General features: G+C 61.3%; 16 protein-coding genes and 1 pseudogene. 9 read left to right on the top strand and 8 right to left on the bottom strand.

Annotated features, from left to right (window positions below; genetic code table 11):
• The first annotated feature begins 157 nt into the window (after nucleotides 1–157).
• Complete coding sequence (locus tag NOV72_RS04690; RefSeq protein WP_106853433.1) at nucleotides 158–469, top strand: hypothetical protein; 312 nt, start codon at nucleotides 158–160, stop codon at nucleotides 467–469.
• A gap of 110 nt (nucleotides 470–579) precedes the next feature.
• Nucleotides 580–1,227 (top strand): VC0807 family protein, encoded by a 648-nt coding sequence (locus NOV72_RS04685; RefSeq protein ID WP_106853432.1) that lies wholly within the window; start codon nucleotides 580–582, stop codon nucleotides 1,225–1,227.
• On the opposite strand, the gene NOV72_RS04680 is transcribed toward NOV72_RS04685, so the two are convergent.
• Together NOV72_RS04680 and NOV72_RS32615 are read right to left on the bottom strand one after the other, a co-directional pair.
• Complete coding sequence (locus NOV72_RS04680) at nucleotides 1,224–2,048, bottom strand: alpha/beta fold hydrolase (protein WP_106853431.1); 825 nt, start codon at nucleotides 2,046–2,048, stop codon at nucleotides 1,224–1,226. The genes NOV72_RS04685 and NOV72_RS04680 overlap by 4 nt on opposite strands.
• Nucleotides 2,049–2,072: 24 nt before the next feature.
• Nucleotides 2,073–2,441 (bottom strand): hypothetical protein, encoded by a 369-nt coding sequence (locus NOV72_RS32615; RefSeq protein WP_245932903.1) that lies wholly within the window; start codon nucleotides 2,439–2,441, stop codon nucleotides 2,073–2,075.
• A gap of 229 nt (nucleotides 2,442–2,670) precedes the next feature.
• Between NOV72_RS32615 and NOV72_RS04670 the strand changes: the two genes are divergently transcribed.
• Nucleotides 2,671–6,573 carry a response regulator gene (locus NOV72_RS04670; RefSeq protein WP_245932902.1) on the top strand — a complete coding sequence of 1,301 codons (3,903 nt, stop codon included), beginning with the start codon at nucleotides 2,671–2,673 and terminating at the stop codon, nucleotides 6,571–6,573.
• Between the two features lie 19 nt (nucleotides 6,574–6,592).
• On the opposite strand, the gene NOV72_RS04665 is transcribed toward NOV72_RS04670, so the two are convergent.
• Nucleotides 6,593–7,489, bottom strand: coding sequence for a response regulator (locus NOV72_RS04665; protein WP_106853429.1), 897 nt, complete (start codon nucleotides 7,487–7,489; stop codon nucleotides 6,593–6,595).
• Between the two features lie 407 nt (nucleotides 7,490–7,896).
• Between NOV72_RS04665 and NOV72_RS04660 the strand changes: the two genes are divergently transcribed.
• Both NOV72_RS04660 and NOV72_RS04655 read left to right on the top strand, forming a co-directional pair.
• Nucleotides 7,897–9,270 (top strand): sigma-54 dependent transcriptional regulator, encoded by a 1,374-nt coding sequence (locus NOV72_RS04660; protein ID WP_106853695.1) that lies wholly within the window; start codon nucleotides 7,897–7,899, stop codon nucleotides 9,268–9,270.
• A gap of 388 nt (nucleotides 9,271–9,658) precedes the next feature.
• Nucleotides 9,659–10,972 (top strand): MATE family efflux transporter, encoded by a 1,314-nt coding sequence (locus NOV72_RS04655; protein ID WP_245932901.1) that lies wholly within the window; start codon nucleotides 9,659–9,661, stop codon nucleotides 10,970–10,972.
• 12 nt (nucleotides 10,973–10,984) lie between these two features.
• Here NOV72_RS04655 and NOV72_RS04650 read toward each other — a convergent pair whose 3' ends face one another.
• Nucleotides 10,985–12,181, bottom strand: coding sequence for an acyltransferase family protein (locus tag NOV72_RS04650; protein ID WP_106853427.1), 1,197 nt, complete (start codon nucleotides 12,179–12,181; stop codon nucleotides 10,985–10,987).
• A gap of 155 nt (nucleotides 12,182–12,336) precedes the next feature.
• Nucleotides 12,337–13,515: an alpha/beta fold hydrolase gene (locus NOV72_RS04645; RefSeq protein ID WP_106853694.1), complete on the bottom strand. Its 1,179-nt coding sequence runs from the start codon at nucleotides 13,513–13,515 to the stop codon at nucleotides 12,337–12,339.
• Between the two features lie 254 nt (nucleotides 13,516–13,769).
• Here NOV72_RS04645 and NOV72_RS04640 point away from each other — a divergent pair, with 254 nt between their 5' ends.
• Nucleotides 13,770–14,651: an isocitrate lyase/PEP mutase family protein gene (locus NOV72_RS04640; protein WP_106853693.1), complete on the top strand. Its 882-nt coding sequence runs from the start codon at nucleotides 13,770–13,772 to the stop codon at nucleotides 14,649–14,651.
• Between the two features lie 5 nt (nucleotides 14,652–14,656).
• Here NOV72_RS04640 and NOV72_RS04635 read toward each other — a convergent pair whose 3' ends face one another.
• Nucleotides 14,657–14,956 (bottom strand): DUF4148 domain-containing protein, encoded by a 300-nt coding sequence (locus tag NOV72_RS04635; RefSeq protein ID WP_106853426.1) that lies wholly within the window; start codon nucleotides 14,954–14,956, stop codon nucleotides 14,657–14,659.
• Between the two features lie 251 nt (nucleotides 14,957–15,207).
• Between NOV72_RS04635 and NOV72_RS04630 the strand changes: the two genes are divergently transcribed.
• Nucleotides 15,208–15,501 carry a DUF1330 domain-containing protein gene (locus NOV72_RS04630; RefSeq protein ID WP_106853692.1) on the top strand — a complete coding sequence of 98 codons (294 nt, stop codon included), beginning with the start codon at nucleotides 15,208–15,210 and terminating at the stop codon, nucleotides 15,499–15,501.
• 30 nt (nucleotides 15,502–15,531) lie between these two features.
• On the opposite strand, the pseudogene NOV72_RS04625 reads toward NOV72_RS04630, so the two are convergent.
• Nucleotides 15,532–15,914, bottom strand: a pseudogene (locus NOV72_RS04625) (hypothetical protein).
• Nucleotides 15,915–16,110: 196 nt separating this feature from the next.
• Here NOV72_RS04625 and NOV72_RS04620 point away from each other — a divergent pair.
• Together NOV72_RS04620 and NOV72_RS04615 are read left to right on the top strand one after the other, a co-directional pair.
• A complete protein-coding gene (locus NOV72_RS04620) occupies nucleotides 16,111–16,821 on the top strand; it encodes an SDR family NAD(P)-dependent oxidoreductase (protein WP_106853425.1) in 711 nt (236 codons plus the stop codon).
• Between the two features lie 69 nt (nucleotides 16,822–16,890).
• The gene (locus tag NOV72_RS04615) at nucleotides 16,891–17,127 is read left to right on the top strand and encodes a tautomerase family protein (RefSeq protein ID WP_106853424.1); all 237 of its coding nucleotides are present in this window, start codon (nucleotides 16,891–16,893) and stop codon (nucleotides 17,125–17,127) included.
• 49 nt (nucleotides 17,128–17,176) lie between these two features.
• Here the strand turns inward: NOV72_RS04615 and treA are convergent, their stop codons facing one another.
• Complete coding sequence (treA, locus tag NOV72_RS04610; protein WP_106853423.1) at nucleotides 17,177–18,826, bottom strand: alpha,alpha-trehalase TreA; 1,650 nt, start codon at nucleotides 18,824–18,826, stop codon at nucleotides 17,177–17,179.
• Nucleotides 18,827–18,941: the final 115 nt, after the last annotated feature.

Here is an 18,941-nt window from a genome sequence, read left to right as displayed (position 1 = left end):
TCATTTGTTAGACATTTATCAAGCGAACCTGCGCCGTGGTGCCGCAGAGCGCACCGAACGCACCTAGGCAAAACCCTTCTATATCCGGGCATCGTCCTTGCACACAATGGATTGCCGCCGCGCACCCGCGCGGTGAGCATGAGCCAAGGAGGCCGTCATGAAGAAGACCCGCAATCGCGCGCGACGCCGCGCCCTGCATATTGCGTTGATCGCCGGTGCCGCCGGCATGTGCTTCGCCACGGCAGCCAGCGCGGACAGCCAGGCCGCGAAGAAAATGGGCCAGATGGGCGTTATCAACCAGACGCTCCAGCCCAAGCCCGTGAGGCAGCCGAGCGCGCCCACGAATACGCCGAACGCCGCCACGACCAACCCGAATTACAACGCGAACTCGACCTATAACCCCAACGCCGCCAACAATGCGAATGCCGTTAATCCTGGAGCCGCCGCGGGCGGAGGGCAAAAGAAATAACCGGGGAGTTTCCCTGACGTAGCGGCGCGCTCGCATGCGTACATTCGCGCACGTCTGATCTTTTATACTTGGCTCACGGTCTAGCGTTTGATACGCACACACCTGAGTCCATGAAAAAGATCAAACCCGGTCTCGTGCTCGAACTCGCCGCCAATCTGGTGCTTCCGTGGCTGGCGTATCGGCTTGCGCTGCCGTATTGGGGCGATGTCGGCGCGCTCTACGCATCGGCCGCGCCGCCGCTCGTGTGGAGCGTCGCCGAATTCGCGCGGTCGCGTCGCGTCGATGCGCTTTCCGCGCTCGTGCTGTTCGGCATCGCGCTGTCGATCGTGATGCTCGCGATGGGCGGCAGCGCGCGCATCCTGCTCGTGCGTGAATCGCTCGCGGCGGGCGCAACGGGCATCGTCTTCCTTATCTCGCTGCTTTTCCAGCGTCCGCTCATCTTCTATCTCGCCCGCGCGACCGTCACGCGCGAGCAGGAAAACGGCGCCGAGCGCTTCGAGGCCTATTGGAGCGAAAGCGCGTCGCTGCGCGCGTCGTTGCGGCTCATGACGTTCGTGTGGGGCGTCGGGCTGACGGTAGAAACGGTGCTGCGTTTCTGGTTCGCGTGGACGTGGCCGGTCGAGCGCTATCTCGTCGTATCGCCGGTCGTGAGCTATGTGATCTACGGCGGATTGCTCGCGTGGACGTTCTGGTTTCGCGCACGGCTCATCGAACGTCAGGGCGAAAGTGCACCGTCGCGCGACGGGCTGCTCGGCTAGCTGACGAGCCGCGCGTCGCAGGCGGCGATATGCCGCGCGATCGCTTCGTTCACGACCGGCGCGTGCGTGAGCGGCCCCATGTGACCCGCATCGGGCACGACGATCAGCTTCGCCGCCGGCATCAGATCGGGCAGCGACTCGGCGATCAACCGCGTCGGCGCGGGCGCATGCTCACCGCGCATCACGAGTGTCGGAATGCGCAGCTTCGCGTACGCGCTCGCCGGCGTGGGCTCGTGGATGAGCGCCCGAAAATCGAGCGGCGCTTTGGGCACCCAGCGCGTGAGCATCGCCTGCACGGAAGGACGCAGCGCGCTCCACGCGCCATGCCCGCCCCAATAGTCGACGAACGAGCGCGCCGCGCCACGCAGATCGCCCGCGACGACGCCCTCCGCCGTGCGCGCGGCGATCGCGAGAATCTCCGCGAATTCCGCCGCCCCGCGCGTGCCCATGCCCTTCAGCAGATGAAACGCCGATGGCTCGTACAGCGTGATGCTCGCGACGCCGTGCGGCCGTTCGAGCGCGGCCCGCAACGCGACGCCGCCGCCATATGAATGTCCGACGAGATGCACCTTGCCCCGCTGGCGATCGATGATCTCGACGGTGCGCGCAGCTTCATCCGCGAGCGTGAAGGCGCGTTCGCCGCTCCATGGCCCGACGCTGTCGCAGCCGTAATGCTCCGGCGCGATCAGCGAATAGCGCGCGTTGTCCGTATTGAGTGCATCGAGCGTTTCGCCGAGCTGACGCCATTGATTCGCGCCCGCTCCCGAGCAATGCAGCGCGATGACAGGCGCGCCGGTGTGTTCGTCGTTCAAAACCATCATTGTTCGTTCTCGCTTCGTGAATGATCAGATTTCACTGTCGCACGCGCGCATGCGGCGTTCGAGTTCACCGATATCCGCGCACGATCCGAGATAGGCATCGCGGCGGCCGTGCTCCGCATCGTTGAGCAGCATCCCTGTCCAGCAGATGAGATGCGGCAGCATGAATTCTTTTCCGATATTGATTAGGTATCCAAACATGATTCGCTCCACTTGCACCAACTGTTTCTTCGATGAGATGCCGCTGAGCGATCGACTAAAACGAGTAAATCGGGGAGTCGCTGGGGCGGCGGTGGCGACATGTAATGCAGTCACCGTGCCAGTCATGCGAATCCCTTGTGTGATAAGGCTCTGCGCGAACCGAGCCGCACGCCGGGTGACGGAAGTGTCGGGCACGAGCCAACGCTTTCGTTTCCGAAAGACGGACAACGCCGAACACGTCATGAGCGCCGAAGCCATGCTTGCGATACGGAAAAACCCGCGAAAATATTCCCGTGACGTGAGCTCAAGTTTTCGCGGATCGCGCCGTATACGAATGTGAGTGCTCGTCACGCGCGTCCGTCGAAAGGCCGCTTCGCAACTGCACGATAAGATACGGCTGCAATCGCTCATTCGGAGACACGGCGTGATCAGTCGCCATTCGCTCACGTTCAGGATGACGGTGTTCATCGTCATCGTCTGCATGCTTTTGATCGGCACCGATATCGGGCGCAGCGTCGCCGCGCGCCGTGTGCAGATCGACGAGATGACGACGGCGACCTCCAACCTCGCGCGCGCGATGGCGCAACACGCGAACGACACTTTCAAGGAAGCCGACACGACGCTCATCGGCATGGTGGAACGCGTCGAGGAAGACGGCACGTCGCCGCCGGCGCTCGCGCGGCTGCATCGCTCGCTCGTCGCGCGCGTCGATCAACTGCCGCAACTGAACGGCCTCTTCATCTACGACAAGACCGGCGCCTGGCTCGTCAATTCGCAGCCCACGCTCGACTCGCGCTTCAACAATTCGGACCGCGAGTACTTCGAATATCACCGCACGCATGCGGATCAGGGTTCGCACATCGGTCCGCCGGTCCGAAGCCGCTCGACGGGCAAGTGGATCGTGCCGATCTCGCGCCGCATCGATGCGCCCGACGGCAGCTTCGCCGGCGCTGCGCTCGCGACAATCGACATCGACTTCTTCTCGCGTTTCTATGACAGCCTCGATCTCGGTCAATCGGGCGCGGCGGTGCTCGTCCTGAACTCGGGCGTGATGGTCATGCGCCGTCCGTTCGAAGACCGCTTCGTCGGCAAGAACGTGATCGATACGGCGCTCTATCGCTCACATCTGGAACAGGGCGGATCGGGCGTGTTCACGACGCGTTCCTCGCAGGATCACATCACGCGCCTGAACAGCCTGCGCGAATTGCAGGACTATCCGCTCTTCGTCGCGGCGGCGCTCTCGGAGGATGAAATCCTCGCGCCGTGGTGGCGCGACACGCTCTGGCACGCCTCGGTCACGACCGTGCTCGCGCTCGTCCTGGCGATGTTCGGCGCGCGGCTCGTGCGCCAGGTGACCGCGCGCACGCGCATGGAGCAGGCACTCGCCCGCAGCCTTGCCACCACGCAGACCGTGCTCGACACCGCGATCAGCCCGATCATCACCGTGGACGAGCGCGGCGCCGTCCGCTCGTTCAACTCGGCAGGCGAAAAAGTCTTCGGCTACAGGGCCGACGAGGTCATCGGGCAGAACATCCGGATGCTGGTTCCGCCGCCGCATCTGGATGCGTATAACGAATACATAATGCAATTCAAGGGCGAGAACGGCGTGCCGACCGCCGATTGCGAGCTTGCCGGCCAGCGCAAGGACGGCACATCGTTTCCCGCGCACGTCTCTACCGGCGCGATGCGGCTTGACGGCGCTTTGCATTTTGTATCTGTCATTACGGATATTTCCCGGCAGAGAAAGGAGCGCACCGAGCTGGCTCACGCACGCGACCAGTTGCTGCTGGCCGCGGATATCGCCGAACTGGGCATCTGGTCCTGGGATATCGCGACGGGCAAGCTGCACTGGAACGCACGCATGTTCGAGCTCTATCAATATCCGCCGGAAATGCTCGACAACGGACTGCACTTCGAACACTGGCGCCTGCGCATTCATCCCGACGATCACGACGCGATCATGGCCGACCTGCGCGCGGCCGCGGCGGGCGAAACGGAGACCTTGCCGCCGTTTCGCATCGTATTGCCGGACGGCACGACGCGGCGCATCCAGAGCGGCCTGCGCACGCAACGCAACGCGAACGGCGTGCCTGCGGTGATGACCGGCGTGAACTACGACGTTACCGATCAATACGAACTGGAATTCCATCTGCGTAACGCGAAGGAACAGGCAGATGCGGCGAGCGCGGCGAAGTCGTCGTTTCTCGCAAACATGAGTCACGAAATCCGCACGCCGATGAACGCGGTGCTCGGCATGCTGCATCTCGTGCAACTGACGTCGCTCAACGCGCGTCAGCATGACTACGTGAGCAAGGCCGAAACTGCCGCGAAATCGCTGCTGAACCTGCTCAACGATATCCTCGATTATTCGAAGATCGAAGCGGGCAAGCTGCAAATCGACAGTCATCCATTCGAGCCGGAAAAGCTGATGCAGGAACTCGGCATCGTGCTTGCGGGCAATCAGGGAACGAAAGATGTCGAAGTGCTGTTCGATCTCGATCCGACCTTGCCGACGCTGCTGGTCGGCGATAGCTTCCGGCTTCAGCAGGTGCTCATCAATCTTGCGGGCAATGCGCTCAAGTTCACGTCGAAAGGGCAGATCGTCGTCAGCGTGAATCGATGCGAGGACTCGGCCGGCATGACGGACGATGGATTGCGAGTGCGCATCGCGGTAAGCGATAGCGGCATCGGCATTAGCGAGCAACAACTCGGGCGCATCTTCGAAGGCTTTACGCAGGCCGAGGCATCGACGTCGCGGCGTTATGGAGGCTCGGGCCTCGGGCTCGTCATCAGCAAGCGGCTTCTCGCGATGATGGGCAGTCAGCTCGAAGTCGAAAGCCGCGTCGGCGCAGGCAGCCGCTTCTGGTTCGATATCACGCTTGGCGTGGATACATCGGGTGCGCCGGAGCATGACGACATCGCGATGCCCGTTCATGGCGCGCGCATTCTTATCGCCGACGATAACGCGATCGCGGGCGAGATCATGTCGCGCACGGTACGTTCGCTCGGCTGGCAAGCGGATATCGTGACGAGCGGATCGGAAGCGGTCGCGCGCATCGGCGAGGCCGCGCTGAGCGATGCGCCCTATGACATCGCCCTGCTCGACTGGCGCATGCCGGGACTCGACGGGCTCGCCGCCGCAAAGCAGATCGGCGCGATGAAGGGCCGCGCGACGCCTCTGGTGCTGCTCGTCACCGCTTTCGGACGAGAGGTGTTGCGCGAGTCGCAGGACGGCGGCGCCGCGCCCTTCGCCGGTTTCCTGACGAAGCCCGTGACACCGAAGCAACTCGCCGCCGCGATCCGCGCAGCGTTGCATCGCGGTAGCGAAGCGATGCCGGCAACAACGCAGATGCCGGCGAAGAAAACGCGCCGCCTTGCAGGACTCGCGTTACTCGTGGTCGAGGACAATGCGCTCAACCGTCAGGTCGCCGAGGGTTTGCTGCTGGCGGAAGGCGCATCCGTGACGCTCGCCCATGGCGGCCGTGCAGGCGTCGATCGGATCGTCGCGACCGATGCACACTTCGACGCCGTGCTGATGGACGTGCAGATGCCCGACCTCGACGGCCTCGAAGCAACGCGTCTGATTCGCGCCGATGGCCGTTTCGCCGCGCTGCCGATCATCGCGATGACGGCCAATGCATCGGGCGCGGATCGCGATGCGTGTTTGCAGGCCGGAATGAACGATCACGTGGGCAAACCGATCGACGTCGAGCGACTCGTCGCCGCGCTGAGCGTGTATGCGGGAAAAGCGATCATCGAGCCGCGCGATTCGATCATCGCGCGCTTCGGTGGAAATATCGATCTGATCCGCAATGCGGTCGGCCGCTTCGGTGCACAGACCGAAAAGCAACTGGCGCGGCTCGACTCCGCGTTAGCGGCACACGATGCACACGGCGCCGCATCGATGCTGCATACGATCAAAGGCAGCGCGGGCACGATCGGCGCAGCGGCGCTCGCCGAGCTCGCAAGCACGCTGGAAACCGATGCGCATTTTCTCGAAGGAGCACGCGCGCAACTGCCGCGCATGCATGAATTGCTTGCATCGAGCGTGGCGCAGCTCGTCGTTGAGTTCGGGCCGGCGTCATCGTCCGTGAATCCGGAGACCGGCACGTTACCGCTCGATGACGACGACTGGCGCGCTCGTCTCGCCGCGATCGTCGAATTGCTCGATGCTTCGAATCTGCAAGCGATTGCGTTATCCGAGAAGCTATCGCCGCATGCGCCGGGCGCGTATCGCGAGGAATTCGAGCAATTTCTCGCGCGAGTGCGTGCGCTCGATTTCGCGCGCGCATCGGAGATCGCGCGCGAAATGCTCGAGCAAGTTTGAGCGCAACGCGGCGTTATAGCTACGCAGTGCGTGTATCGCGAACAATCACGGGAAACGGATGAACACTCGCGCCGCCCGCCGATTCCATCAGCGCGCGCAATTCTTCCCGCGCCTGGCGCGCAGAAGTCAACACACCTTGCACACGCGCCTGCAGCACGGCAGATTTCGCTGGCTTCGCGATGACATCCGCTGCACCGGCGTCGAGCGTGCATTGCTCGGTTTCGGCATCGCGCGCATCGGCTAATACGACGATAGGCACGTGAGCCAATTCCGCCAGCAAGGTACGCACGGCGTTACAAGGGTTATCGCAGCAACGCGCATCCAGCACGATCGCATCCGGCTCTCTGGTTTGAGCAAGCCGCAGGGCGGTTTCGCAATCCTTCACCAGATCGAGTGCGCCGATAGCCTCCAGCGCGCGCCGATGCATCTCGATCATGTCGTCTTCAAGGATGCCGAGCACGCGGACACCCGTGGGTTTCGTCGTTGCGGGCTTCGCCGCCTGCGCCTCCATCACGCGATGCCGCAAACGAAGCTGCGCCCGCACGCGCGCCTGAAGGCGCGGCGCGGCGAGCGGCTTGATCACGTAATCGGCTGCGCCCATGCGAAACGCATCGACTTCGAGCGCGGGCGCGTCGTGACTCGTGATGAAAATCACCGGCACGCGCGCGAGCTTCGCGTCGTTCTTGAGGATCTCGCAGACATCGAAACCCGTCATGTTGGGCAGATTGGCGTCGAGAAGAATGAGGTCCGGTATCGATTCGCGCGCGAGGGCGAGCGCTGCCTCGCCGGTAACGGCAAAGCGCTGATTGGGGAATTCCGCGAGCATTTCGCCGATGATGCGGACCATCGCCGGATCGTCGTCGACCAAAAGCAAACGCGGCTGATACGTTGTAGTGCGGTTCTCTGCTTTTTCCATGTTCGAACGAGTATTTATCACACGAGACGCGCTCACGAACTCTACGCCCGCAATGCCTGCGTCGCAAATTCAAAAAATGCATGAAGGTGCTAATTATCTGATATTTCAGCAGAGGCCACTTTCAAACGGGCAGATACTTGCAGAGCTAATCATATTCATAAGCAGATGAGTAACTCCTTCCGCCTTGCTGATGCAGGGAAAGGCCGTCTGCATATGGAAGACATCGGTAAAGCACGTGCGTTCGCTAAATTTCCGCACGGACGTGATGCAAAAAATGCTCTGATGTTTTTAATCGATTCCGCCGATCAATGTAAACATTCGATATCGGCTTATCGTTTGCGGGGCGTTTTACATTGCCGCAACCGGGCGCATACTTGCCGCTATACCAAGAAAAGCCGAGTGAAGCCATGTACGGGGAAGCCAGAACGCTGTACTTCGTGGGTCGTGCCGTATCGGACGATTTGTCCGGTCGCCTGCATGACCGCGGCTGGGCGATCGAGCGCATCGATCCCGCGAAGCCGCCCAAATCCAACAAACACGGCAAGCGTGCGGCTGCGGGCATCGTCGATCTGACGACACGTGGCTTTGCGGCCGAAGCGGCCACGCTCACCGCGATGCTCGCGAGCTATCAGATAGGCTGGGTCGCGACCGTCGATGCCGAGCATGTCGATAACCCCGAGATTTGCCGGCTGATTCGCGACTTTTGTTTCGACTACGTGACGGTGCCCTCTTCCGCGGACCGTATCGTCGATGCAGTCGGGCATGCGTACGGCATGGTGTCGCTCCACGATACCGCGAGCAACGATCCGCGCAAGGACGAATGCAAGGAAGGCTGCATGGTCGGCTCCTGCGACGCGATGCAGGCGCTGTATCGCTCGATTCGCAAAGTCGCGATGACCGATGCGCCGGTCTTCATCTCCGGCGAATCGGGCACCGGCAAGGAACTTACGGCGGTCGCCATTCACGAGCGTTCGGTGCGCCGCGAGCAACCGTTTGTCGCGATCAACTGCGGCGCGATACCCGCGCATCTGCTGCAATCGGAACTCTTCGGTTATGAGCGCGGCGCGTTCACGGGCGCGAATCAACGCAAGATCGGACGAGTGGAAGCAGCGGACGGCGGCACCCTCTTTCTCGATGAAATCGGCGATTTGCCGCTCGAAAGCCAGGCGAGCCTGTTGCGTTTTTTGCAGGAACGCAAGATCGAACGTCTGGGCGGCCAGGGATCGACGGATGTCGATGTGCGCATCATCTCGGCGACGCACGTCGATATGCAGGCGGCGATGATCGAAGGACGCTTCCGCGCGGACTTGTACCATCGCCTGTGCGTGTTGCAGATCGACGAGCCGCCGTTGCGCGTGCGCGGCAAGGATATCGAACTGCTCGCGAATCACATGCTCGATCGCTTCAGAAAGGATGCGAGTCGGCGGCTGCGCGGCTTTGCACCGTGCGCGATCGCGGCGCTTCATAACTATGGATGGCCGGGCAATGTGCGCGAGTTGATCAATCGCGTGCGGCGCGCGATCGTCATGTCGGAAGGACGCCAGATTCTCGCCGGCGACCTCGAACTGGGCGAGTATGCGGAAGCCGCGCCGATGACGCTCGCACAAGCGCGCGAAGCGGCCGAGCGACAGGCTATCGAAGTGGCGCTGCTGCGTCATCGCGGACGTCTCGGTGAAGCCGCGGATGAATTGGGCATCTCTCGCGTCACGCTGTATCGCATGCTGACTGCGTATGGCTTGCGCCCGAAATCGGACCGGCCTCTGGAAGCGTCGGGCGCCTAGCCTTCAATGATCCGGTGCGTGAATCATGATTCGCTTAAAAGCGGGCGAAGGAACCTTTGTTTGCGCTCGCCGCTCCAACTACCGCATCGCAATCGATGCATCGTGAAGGCCTGAAGCGATCTTCGCACATCACGTCTTTCATCTCGTAGCCCGCTGGCGTATCTCGCGCCGTCAGATCGCGCTACGCAGTCTCGTTTCATTCAGATGCGGCCCGCCTGAAGTTCTCTGGCGCGCTCATACAGCGCTAATGCGCCATGCCATAACATTGCTCGCACGTCGACTGCGGCGCGTGCCCGTATTGGCGTTTTCAGCGAGTAATCTCGGGTTGTCAGTCATGGTTTCGCTCAACAAGAACATATCCCTCGTTCGTCAATTCTCGAACTTCGCTGTGCCTACCGTGCTTGCCGCATGGGTGTACTGCATGCATTCGGTCATCAGCGGCATCTTCATCGGACGCCATGTCGGCGCCGATGCGCTTGCCGCATTGAATCTGCTCGTCCCTCTGCTTTACTTGCCCTATGCATTCAGCGTGATGATCGGCGTAGGCGGATCGACGCTCGTCTCGCGATTGCTCGGCGAGCGGCGCGAGCGCGATGCCGCCGAAGCATTCACGCAGGCACTGTGGCTGCTCGGCTTATGTGGCGTGGCGTTCGCACTCGCGATTCATTTCCATGCCGATACTTTCGTGCAATGGACAGGCGCTCGCGGTGAACTCGCGCGCCTCGCCAAAGAGTTCCTGCATGCCTATGCACCGTTCGTCCTGTTCCCGACTGCATGTTATGCGCTCGAACTCTTCTTGCGCATCGAAGGCGCGGCCAAATTCGGGCTGGTCTGTCTTGTCGCAGGCGGAATCGCCGATGTCGCGTTGACATGGTGGATGGTGAGTCACATGCAATGGGGCATGCGCGGCGCGGCGCTCGCGTCGGGCATCAGTCAGGCGCTCGCCTGCATTCCGATGCTCGCCTATCACTTCGTCCGCGCGCGACACGTTCGTCCGGTAGCACGCGCATTCGCGCGACTCGATCACGCGTGGCGCATGGCGTATAACGGCGGGTCGGAGTTTCTTGGCGAAATCGCGCCGAGCGTCACGCTCTTCGCCTTCAATCACGCGGTGTTGCGCTGGCTCGGCGATACGGGCCTCGTCGCGTTCGCAGTCGTCGAATACATGACGATGATCGCGTCGGTCACGATGGTCGCGCTCGTGCAGAGCATGCAGCCGATCGTGAGCTTTCAGCGCGGCGCGGGCAATGCGCAGAACGTGTCGCGTGTGTTTTCCATCGGCATCATGGTCACGACCGGATTCGCACTCGCCGCCGCCTTCGCGACGCTCACGCTCGCGCAACCGCTGGGCGCGCTCTTCGTGCCCGACAGTCCGGCAGCGCAAGCACTTCTGCGCGATGCATTGCCGTGGTGCGCGCTCGCATTCGTGCCGGCCGCGATCAATGTCGCGATCAGCGGTTATCTGACGGCTATCGAAGCGCCACTCGCATCGATGATCGTCGCGCTGCTGCGCAGTTGGCTATTGCTGTTGACGATGCTGTGGTTCCTCTCTGACTGGCTCGGGCCGAACGGCATCTGGATGACCGTCGCCATCACGGAACTCGCGACGTTGACCGTGAGTATCGTGTTGTATCGCACGCGCGGCCAGCGCATCGATATTGCGGCGCCGGTGACGTCGAAGGAGACTCAGGCGCTGTTATAGGCAACCTCGCGGCTAGACATCGCGTGTCAGATGAAAACGTCGGTCGACCGATGCGAGCAGCCGTCTCGACAAACGCGTCGCGCGCCCTTGAATCAGCCGGTCCGACACGCGCGAAAGCGCATAAGAGACGACGAGCACGGCGATCAGCGTTGCGCCGAACAGCGCGAGCGACGTCTCGCCGTTCTTCTCTCCGAATGTGCGATCGAAGAAATGGAATGTCACATAGACGCATATGAAGTGCCACAGGTAAATGCCATAACTTTCGCGACCGAGCGCGGCGGCGCAGCGCCGGACGAACGTGGCGCGCGGCGTCGCCTGAGCGCCGTCGCGACGTTTGCGAGCATGATGCGAACACACGAACAGGAGGAACGCCACGGCACTGCATGCGGCGAACAGGGGTGCGAGCGCATGCGCCTTGTCGAGCCATACGCCTAGCGCAGCCGTCGCGAGTGCGAAACCCAATGCAAGCGAGAAATAGAGGCACGATACGCGCCTCGTGACATCGGACGCGCCGAGCAAATGCGAGCGGAATGCATACCACGCCCACATGCCGATGATGAAGCACGGCCCTTGAACAGGCGGCCAGAAGTAGCTGAACGTGTTATTGGCGACGTTGCAATCGAGACTGCCATTGCAATCGCTCACCGACATCACTGCACACGAGAGACCCAGCAGCACGACCGTAGCGAGCAACAGACGCGCGCGATTCATCGCGAGAAAAAACAGCAGCGGTGCGATCAGGTAGAACAGCATCTCCACGCCGATCGACCATCCTCCCGGCACGACGTTATTGATCGCGGTCGGCGAAAGCGCATGCAGGAAGAGCATGTTGAGCAGAACGTCCACCGGGCCATGCGCACCGAGAATCCATGCACGCTCGATGCCCGAGCGCGTCGCGCCATAGCTGATGAGGCCATAGACCGCGATCGCTGCGTAGTACAGCGGCGCTATGCGAAAGAAGCGTTTGATATAGAAGCGCAACGTGACATGGCGCGCATCTGCGCAGCGCGCGTGATCCATTTCGAGCGTCATGAAAATCGTGATTGCGCTGATCACGAAGAAAAGCTGCACGCCGTATTGGCCCATGCGTGCAATGAGCGTCACGCTGCCAGGCAGATTGGGGAACTGAAAAGACAGATGTACAGCGACTACCCCGACGATCGCGAGCGCCCGGCCAGCGTCGAGCGCGGCAACACGTCCTTTATTCATCGATACTCTCCTCGCGGTTGATGCCGACCTTCAAAGGCCGCGAGGCTCGTGGACAAAAGCGTTTTCAGTGAAGTTCCTGAAAATCGCCAATAGGCCGGCAACTCTTACAACAAGAAACTTCATACACTTCTCGATACAACTTTCCCGACAAACGGCTAGACAGCGGGAGCATCGTGCCTCAGAAAACGCAGAATGCGGCTGGCGACCGTGCTCGGCTGTTCCTGTTGCACCCAATGACCCGCGCCCTCGATAAGATGCGTTGCGCGAAAGTCGGTGCAGGTCAGGACGCGCATCGCTTCGAAATCGCCGGGGCGCTGATAATAACCCCAGTCGCTCGCGCCCGCGATGAAGCATGACGGCACGTCGATCGTGCGTCCCGACCACGTCCGTAATGCGGCCGCATAACGAGCATCGGTGCCGCAGCGATACCAGTTCAATGCGCCCTGAAAGCCAGTGCGCGCGTATTCGCTGGCGTAGACGTTCAAATCGCGATCGGACAGCCATGCGCACGCCGCGACCTGATCGGCGCCGGGCATGTGCTCCGCGACGGTCTGCGGCATCGTTGCATCCGCAAGCATCACGTAGTACGCGGGCAGCAACGCGAGTTGATCGGGCGTGACGGATGCAAGCGGATGAGGATGATTGCCCGGCCAGTCAGCGCTCTTGACGTGGAAATACGCGCGCAGGAACGCGGCGAGACCCTGCGGCGCGTGCCACATATCGTCGTTGGCCTGAGCGCCCGAGTAATACCATTGATAGTGCTTGCGGGGCGGATCGAGCGATGCGAGCCCCACCACCGCTTCCACCATGACATTCGCAGCCGTTTCCACGCGCGCGGCGCTCGCATCGTCCTTCGCGGTGTTAAACGCGAATGCAGGCGGCCCCGCGAACGGCGCGCTCATCATCACGACGGACGCGAATACGTCAGGCCGAATCAATGCGCACCATGCGGCCACAGGCGAACCGAAATCATGACCGATGACCGATGCAATCCTGCGATAACCCAGCGCCGAGACGAGACCCAGCACATCGCGGACGAGATTCGGAAAGTTGAAATCGTCGAGATCGGTATCGAATAGAGCATTGCCGCCGGTCGTGCGTCCATAACCGCGCTGATCGGGTGCGATGACATAAAAGCCCGCATCCGCCAGTGGCTTCATGATCTTGCGCCAGCTATAGGCAAGCTCAGGAAAGCCGTGAAGCAGCACTATGCACGGGCGCCCGGGCGCATCGAAGCCGGCTTCGAGCACATGCATCGAAAGGCCATTGCCGTTGTCGATCATGCGCGCGCGAATGCCGTCCGGCAAAGGCAGTTCGTTTGAAATTTCATTCATGCATGTCTCCCATGCTTCGGGCAGCGCGCCGAAGCGATAGCGCGGCAGGCTATCGCTCTCGCGCAAGGATATGAACATAGTATGCGAGGTCGGCTTTCGTTTCTAGAATGCAGCGAGACATTGAACGAGAGCCCGCACAACCCGTTCCGCCACGCGCGAAGTCCGCACGAGCGCCGAAACGCATCGCGCGTTAGCATTGAATGCGCGGCGCGATATCGACGCCAGACACGAACTCACTTTCCGGACCCGAAGCCATGACCACTTCCTCTTCACGCCGCCGCGCCGCCTTTCGCGAACGTGTCAACGCACGCACGGCCCTGCTCCTGCCCGGCGCGTTCAACGCGATGAGCGCGCGCGTCGCGGCCGATCTGGGTTTCGAAGCGATCTACATCACCGGCGCGGGCGTCACGAACATGTCACTCGGCATGCCGGATCTCGGCTTCATCGGCCTCTCGGAAATCGCGGAGCATACGTCGCGCATTCGCGATGCAGTGGACGTACCGCTCATCGTCGATGCGGACACGGGTTTCGGCAATGCGCTCAACGTGCGTCATACGGTGCGCACGCTGGAACGCGCGGGCGCCGATGCAATACAACTGGAAGATCAGGTGATGCCGAAGAAATGCGGCCATTTCGCGGGCAAAGCGGTGATCTCGGCGAATGAAATGACAGGCAAGATACGCGCGGCGGTGGATGCGCGCGAAGACGATAACTTCCTGATCATCGCGCGCACCGATGCGTGCGCGGTAGAAGGCTTCGACGCGGCGATCGAACGCGCGCATGCGTTTGTCGAGGCGGGAGCGGACATTCTCTTTGTCGAAGCTATCGAGACGCCGGAGCAAATCGCATCGCTGCCGAAGTTGCTCGATGCGCCGCAGCTTATCAATATCGTGATCGGAGGCAAGACGCCCGTCACGGATCAGGCGGATCTCGCACGCCTGGGTTTCAGTCTCGTGCTGTATGCGAATGCGGCGTTGCAAAGCGCCGTGCGCGGCATGCAGACCGCGCTCGGCGCATTGAAATCGCAAGGTCGGCTCGATGAAGATCCGGCAGTCGTCACGCCTTTCACCGAACGTCAGCGCCTCGTGAACAAGCCGCTCTTCGATGAACTCGACCGCAAATACGCCGCGGACTGAATGCATTAACGCGAGTACATCGCGTTCCAGTCCGACGGCGATACACGCACACCGCCCGATTGCGATGTACCGTTAGCCGTACCGCCATAATCTGTCGCGCCATCGCGTGCCGCGAGCTTCGCTTCGGCCGCCTGAATCGCTTCGGGATAATGCGCCTGATCGCCGTCGCCCACGTGATAGCCGACGCTTTGCAATTCGGCGAGTTCCGCACGGACCTGAGCGCGCGTGATCTGGCTTTGCGCGAACGAAGCGACGGGAACGACAAGAGCGGTGGCAACAATGGCTGCGCGGACGATCGACTTCATGATGAAACGCCAGTGTGATGAGGCGCCCGGCTTCGAACAGGGTGTCGTTCGAAAGCAGTAACAGCAGTCTATGACGCTGCACTTCGCGGGTTAACCCCAAACGCAGGAAAGCACCTTTCCCGCTATCACACAGAATCGACGGCGCGGGCATTCACGCCCGAGAATTTGCTATGCTGGCCGCCGGACAGAACGCAGATGCGCGTTGCGTTCGCCTCATGGCGCAAGGCGCCCGTCAAACACTGGAGATACAGATGGCAAAAGGATATTGGGTCAGCGTGTACAAGAAGATCATGAAGCCCGAGCAAGCCGCCGAATACGCGAAGATCGCAACGCAGGCCATCGCGGAAGGCGGCGGACGTCCGCTCGTTCGCGGCGTCGCGGCGATGGTACAAGGCGAAGGCGTCATCGAGCGCACGGTGGTCATCGAATTCGATTCGCTCGAAGCAGCCGTCGCCGCCTATAACAGCGCAACCTATCAGCATGCGCTGGAAGTGCTGGGCGATTCCGTGGTGCGCGATTTCCGTGTTGTCGAAGGCGCTGCTTAACGTCGCTTCATCGGTCGATGCTCACGGCGTTCACGTGCCTGCGGCATCGGCCAGTTCGATCATGTCGTTCGCGATGACATCCCAGTCGCTTTCGGTTTTCAGATCGACTGTCTGATTCGGACCGCGCTCATACGGACGCGCGATAAACGCGGTGCGCAAGCCGCACTTTCTTGCCGCTGCGAGGTCGCGTCCAGCAGATTCTCGCGATGCAGTACATCGAGCCGCACGAACGATCGCTCGCCGCCGATGATCTCGCGCATCGCGGGCACATAGCGACTGCGCCATGCATCGGCGAACGCTTCAGGCTGCGCGCCTGTCGCGCCATAGCGTTTCAGGAAAGGCGCAGCCTCACGCGCAACGCCGCCGCGCCAGTCCACGACCGTGCCGAATAAATCGAATAGGAACGTCTTCACGTTGCGCAACGTCGCTTCGTTTCTCCCGTCGAGTCATTCTTCTGATCGATCCGTGCGCGCCGCATTTGTTCCTCGCGCGCAAGACTGATTGTCCATCGCGTGTGTACGCAACGAATCTCGAAGAGCCTAAATTACGCCCATCGGAGCCACGGGTCCGATCCGCAAAGGCCCACATCAACATCTATCGAGGTTCATCATGAGCAACGCAAACAAAGTCGCTATCGTTACCGGCGCGTCGCAAGGCATCGGCGCGGAAATCACGCGTGCGTTTCGCGCGCAAGGATATCGCGTCGTCGCAACTGCCCGTTCGATTCAGCAGCCGGACGATCCGAATGTCATCGCCGTCGCGGGCGATATCGTCGATCGCGCCACCGCGCAACGTGTCGTCGATGCTGCAATCGCAAAGTTTGGCCGCATCGATACGCTCGTCAACAACGCCGGCATCTTTATCGCCAAGCCCTTCACGCAATATACGCAAGAAGATTACGCGACCTTCCTGAACGTGAATCTGAACGGCTTCTTCCATGTCACGCAGCTCGCTGTCGAGCAAATGGAGAAGAACAAGAGCGGGCATATCGTCAACGTCACGACGTCGCTCGTCGATCATGCAGTGAGCGGCGTGCCTTCGGTGCTGGCGTCGCTGACGAAGGGCGGCCTGAATGCCGCGACGAAATCACTTGCTATCGAATATGCGAAGTCCGGCATTCGCGCGAATGCGGTATCGCCCGGCATCATCAAGTCGCCGATGCACGCGCCCGAAACGCATGAAGCGCTCGGCGCCCTGCATCCGATGGGACACATGGGCGAAATGAGCGATATCGTGAACGCCGTGTTGTATCTTGATTCCGCGCCCTTCGTGACGGGCGAGATTCTGCACGTCGACGGCGGTCAAAGCGCCGGACATTGATCGAATCTATGCCCGTTGCGAATGCGCCCGTTACGGGCGCTTCGTTGTTATCCACTCAAGGAGATCGCCATGCCGATGGTCACGATTCAAGTCACACGCGAAGGCAGCAAGCCCGGCACGAATGCCGTCACGGCCGATGAGAAAGCGCAGCTCATCCAAGGCGTGAGCCAGTTGCTGCTCGACGTGTTGAACAAGCCGCTCGACGCCACGTTTGTCGTGATCGAAGAAGTGGAGATGGAGAACTGGGGCATGGGTGGCTTGCCGGTGGAGGAATATCGGCGGCGCAAGCAGGCAAAAGGAAGTTGATGCAATGGCATCGCCGCATGCGGTGCGGCGATGCCGTTGTTTTGCTGTCTTATTGTCCCGTGGGATAAAGATCGAGCAGCTTCAGCGTGACGCCATTCGTCCATCCGAAGCCATCTTGCAGCGGGTATTCGCCCCCGCCTCCGCCGCCCGTTCCCTCGCCTTCCACGATGTATTTCTCCACGAGCTTCTGCTGCGTCTTATAGACGTTGTTCACGTCGCCAAGAAAGCGCGTGCCGATCTGCTGCGCGAGATCGCTGCGCCCATACCGCCTCAGTCCTTGTATCGCGATCCAGTGCAATGGCGCCCAACCGTTCGGCGCATCCCATTGCTGCGTCGTGTTGTACGTGGTCGTCGTGAGGCCGCCTGGTTTCAGCAGCAGCGCTTCGGCTGTCTCCGCCGTCTTGTGCGCGCGATCCGGCCACGCCGCGTTCGCGAAGAGCGGATAAAGCATCGCCGCCGAAGGGTTATTGCGCGGCTGCGCGAGCTTCCAGTCGTAATCGCCGTAGTAGCCGTTCTTGTTCCAGAGATACTTGTTGATGGCGACCGCACGCTTGGCCGCGCGCCCGATGAACTCACCGACGCAACCGAAATCACGCGCTTCGCCGCAACCGATCGCGATCGTCGTTTCGAGGTGGAACATCAGGCTATTCAAATCGACGGGAATGATCGATGTCGTGCGGATTGTCGCGAGCGTCATGTTGTCGCCGAACCAGCGCGAGCTGAAGTCCCAGCCGCTTTCGGCCGCCGCGCGAAGATCGCGATACACCTCGTTCGCCGGGCGATTCGTGACCTGTTTGGCGGTGGCGACGTCTTCCGAATAAGACTCGTCGCGCGGCGTGTCGCGTTCGTCCCAATAGCGATTGAGCACGGTCTTGTCCGGCAGCATCACGACATTGCGCACCGCACCGCCCGGTTGCAGCGTATTCGCGCCCTGCATCCAGTAGCTATGTTCCTTGCGCAATTGCGGCAAATACTTCTGATAAACCCGCCCGCCTTCCTTGTGCGCGGCAAGTTCGACCATGTACGAGAAGAACGGCGGCTGCGACCGGCTCACGTAATACGTACGATTGCCATTCGGAATATGTCCGATCGTGTCGATCAGATACGCGAAGTTATCGAGCATGTCGTCGACGAGATCTTCACGGCCGGCTTCCTGAAGGCCGAGCATCGTGAAATACGTGTCCCAGTAGTACCCTTCGCGAAAACGCCCGCCCGGCACGACGTATTGCTTGGGCATCGGAATCAGCGAGCTGTTGGGCGGCACGTTCGCGGTCGTCGTCAGACGCGTGAGCTCGGGCCACAGCCAGTCGATATGTTCGCGCAGCGTCTGATTCGGCGGCGGCGTGATGACCTGATCCGTCGGCGGCGTGAAGTACTGCGCGACGAAAGCCGTCAGCGAGAAGCCCGGCACCGACATCTGTTGATGATAAGCCTGCACGATTTGCGCGGGATCGATCTTGGGCGTTGCGTCGACGAAAGTCTTTTGATCGGGATAGATGTTCTGTGTCTGAACGGCGACGAAAAGATCGCCGTATAGCTCGCTCGGCGGAGGCGGCGGGGTATAACCGGTTTGCGCGTCGGCATACGCGAGATTCGCAGCCGCGCTCATGACGAGCCAGCCACATAGCATTCCGCGTGCCTTGAACTGGAAACGCCGCGACGCCGCGTGCGCCGCGCGATGCGATGACAGTGCGATCATGCTCCCTCCTCAAAAGGATGAGTGAACCGGACTGGTCTCGCTCGGGCTTTCTAGTTTTGATTGATTCACGGCACGGCGAAGCATCGCACGCTTGCACGGCGGTGGCAACCCTCGG

This window comes from Caballeronia novacaledonica, from assembly GCF_900258035.1.
Lineage (GTDB): Bacteria > Pseudomonadota > Gammaproteobacteria > Burkholderiales > Burkholderiaceae > Caballeronia > Caballeronia novacaledonica.
Note: the sequence above shows the minus strand (reverse complement) of the source record. Positions and strands in the feature narration are given on the sequence as shown.

What these genes read in the sequence shown, in the direction of transcription:
- NOV72_RS04690 (WP_106853433.1), top strand. Translation starts at nt 158, where the DNA reads ATGAAGAAGACCCGCAATCGCGCGCGACGCCGCGCCCTGCATATTGCG.
- NOV72_RS04685 (WP_106853432.1), top strand. Translation starts at nt 580, where the DNA reads ATGAAAAAGATCAAACCCGGTCTCGTGCTCGAACTCGCCGCCAATCTG.
- NOV72_RS04680 (WP_106853431.1), bottom strand. Translation starts at nt 2,048, where the DNA reads ATGATGGTTTTGAACGACGAACACACCGGCGCGCCTGTCATCGCGCTG.
- NOV72_RS04665 (WP_106853429.1), bottom strand. Translation starts at nt 7,489, where the DNA reads ATGGAAAAAGCAGAGAACCGCACTACAACGTATCAGCCGCGTTTGCTT.
- NOV72_RS04660 (WP_106853695.1), top strand. Translation starts at nt 7,897, where the DNA reads ATGTACGGGGAAGCCAGAACGCTGTACTTCGTGGGTCGTGCCGTATCG.
- NOV72_RS04650 (WP_106853427.1), bottom strand. Translation starts at nt 12,181, where the DNA reads ATGAATAAAGGACGTGTTGCCGCGCTCGACGCTGGCCGGGCGCTCGCG.
- NOV72_RS04645 (WP_106853694.1), bottom strand. Translation starts at nt 13,515, where the DNA reads ATGAATGAAATTTCAAACGAACTGCCTTTGCCGGACGGCATTCGCGCG.
- NOV72_RS04640 (WP_106853693.1), top strand. Translation starts at nt 13,770, where the DNA reads ATGACCACTTCCTCTTCACGCCGCCGCGCCGCCTTTCGCGAACGTGTC.
- NOV72_RS04635 (WP_106853426.1), bottom strand. Translation starts at nt 14,956, where the DNA reads ATGAAGTCGATCGTCCGCGCAGCCATTGTTGCCACCGCTCTTGTCGTT.
- NOV72_RS04630 (WP_106853692.1), top strand. Translation starts at nt 15,208, where the DNA reads ATGGCAAAAGGATATTGGGTCAGCGTGTACAAGAAGATCATGAAGCCC.
- NOV72_RS04620 (WP_106853425.1), top strand. Translation starts at nt 16,111, where the DNA reads ATGAGCAACGCAAACAAAGTCGCTATCGTTACCGGCGCGTCGCAAGGC.
- NOV72_RS04615 (WP_106853424.1), top strand. Translation starts at nt 16,891, where the DNA reads ATGCCGATGGTCACGATTCAAGTCACACGCGAAGGCAGCAAGCCCGGC.
- treA (WP_106853423.1), bottom strand. Translation starts at nt 18,826, where the DNA reads ATGATCGCACTGTCATCGCATCGCGCGGCGCACGCGGCGTCGCGGCGT.